This window comes from Companilactobacillus mishanensis (assembly GCF_003946505.1).
Lineage (GTDB): Bacteria > Bacillota > Bacilli > Lactobacillales > Lactobacillaceae > Companilactobacillus > Companilactobacillus mishanensis.
The window spans coordinates 1-1892 of sequence record NZ_RHON01000025.1 but is presented as its reverse complement, the minus strand read 5'-3'; the positions used below and the strand labels follow the sequence as shown (position 1 = coordinate 1892).

General features: G+C 38.1%; 3 protein-coding genes. All 3 read left to right on the top strand.

What is annotated here, in order from left to right; all coding sequences use genetic code 11:
* Nucleotides 1–26 precede the first annotated feature (26 nt).
* A complete protein-coding gene (locus tag EKM63_RS11380) occupies nt 27–332 on the top strand; it encodes a hypothetical protein (protein ID WP_041534804.1) in 306 nt (101 codons plus the stop codon).
* 106 nt (nt 333–438) lie between these two features.
* Entirely contained in the window at nt 439–594 is a 156-nt protein-coding gene (locus EKM63_RS11230; RefSeq protein ID WP_125706635.1) for a ribbon-helix-helix protein, CopG family, read from the top strand.
* Nucleotides 595–666: 72 nt separating this feature from the next.
* Nucleotides 667–1359, top strand: coding sequence for a replication protein (locus EKM63_RS11225; RefSeq protein WP_012695376.1), 693 nt, complete (start codon nt 667–669; stop codon nt 1357–1359).
* Nucleotides 1360–1892: the final 533 nt, after the last annotated feature.

Genomic DNA, 1892 nt, shown 5'->3' with positions numbered 1-1892 from the left:
CTCACTAGACCAAGACACTTTTGCGCATGCAAAGAAAAGCACACCTGCTTTTTTTGCCTGCCTCACGGCGAGTGCGGGGTGAGTTTGAGCGGGAGCACCCGCTCATTTATGGGGTCAAGCTGACACAGCTTGCAGGTTTGGGCAGCGCCCATGGTTTTATTCGTGTGGGATATAAATTTGAAAATCAGGGGGCGAGGGAGCGAATTTTGCGACCGTACTACGACCCCCCTTTTAAGTGCCGAGTGCCAATTTTGGTTAAAAATGGTCTTCAAGCCTTTAATATCAATGGTTACAGAGTTTTAAATCTCGGCGAGTTTTCGGCGAGTTTTTAGCGAGTTTTTAGCGAAATAGAGATTTATAGCATATATTATTGACAATAATGTTTCAAAAAGGCATAATAATGGTGTACTTAAATTTGATTTGGTTTGGAGTAAAAATATGGCTACAAATAAAAAAAGAATTACGGTCAGTCTAACCGAAGATCAGTATTTCACTTTGGAAAATCTTGCGAAAGAAAAGGGTTTTTCTAAGTCTGCAATTTTAGTTTTAGCTTTAGAAAATTATTCAAGAAAGGAATTAGAACAAAAAAAATAAGCGAAAACTCGGCTTGGGCAAGACGATAGTTTCCGCTAAACATTGTTGTTCTATCAAGGCTATTTTACCATTATGGCAAAAGACAAATCAAGATACTTCACCTTTTTGTTATATCCCGAATCTATTCCAGAAGATTGGAAATCGAAATTAGAATTAATTGGTGTTCCAATTGCTATTAGTCCATTTCATGATATGGATGAAAAAACTGATAAATCAAAATGGACACCTGATGATGTCATACGAAATGGCAAGCACTATAAAAAGCCGCATTATCATGTTGTCTATGTGGCTAAAAACCCAGTTACTGCTGATAGTGTTCGGTACAAGATTAAACAGCTTCTAGGTGATCGGAGTATCGCTAAAGTGCAAATAGTCATCAGAAGTATGGCAAGCATGTATTCATACCTTACACATGAGTCTAAAGATGCTATTGAGAAGAAAAAACATAAATATAATAAAAAAGATATTACGCTGATAAATAATTTTGATATTGATAGATATATATCGCTTGATGTGGAAGACAAAGACGACATGCTGAATGATGTTTGTGATTTGATTGATGACCATAATTTGGCAAATATGCGTGAATTGAGACGCTTTTTAAAAGCTCATGGTTCAGAATATGGCATGCCTAGTATCAAGGTCGTTAATTCGGTTTTACGTGCTCATACTGGACTGATAAGACTATATTTCGATGCTGTTTATCAGGAACGCAAGTATGGCAGAGGAGACATAGACAAAGAAACTGGCGAGATACAAGATTGATTAGTGAATAAAAAGTGGGTGCTCAATTCGAGCACCTTTTTTTGTTGTCGGCTAGCCGACTTCTGATACAGGAAATTTAGCACAAACACCATTAATTTTAATTGTGGTGTGTAAGTGCGCATTGCTTTAAAAATAGCAATGAAAAAATCAAAAGAAAATGTTAAAGGCGCACTTACACGTCATCAAAGATGACGTTGCGCTAAAACCATTAAAACCTGTATCAGATTTCGCTTCGCTCAAACAAAACTGACTTGCGTCAGTTGAAACATTCAAAGCAGTTAAAGTCCAGTCGCTAGCCGACTTCGGACTTTAACTGCTTTGAATGTTGGCTTTAAATGGCTCTAATTTGCTCTCTAAGCCATTTTAGCTGTTAAATGCATAATTAGCTGTCTGTCAACGGTAAATCGACGTAGAACGGCTTTTAGCCGTTCTAGGAGGCTTTAAGGAGTTGATAGACTCACTAGACCAAGACACTTTTGCGCATGCAAAGAAAAGCACACCTGCTTTTTTTGCCTGCCTCACGGCGAGTGCGG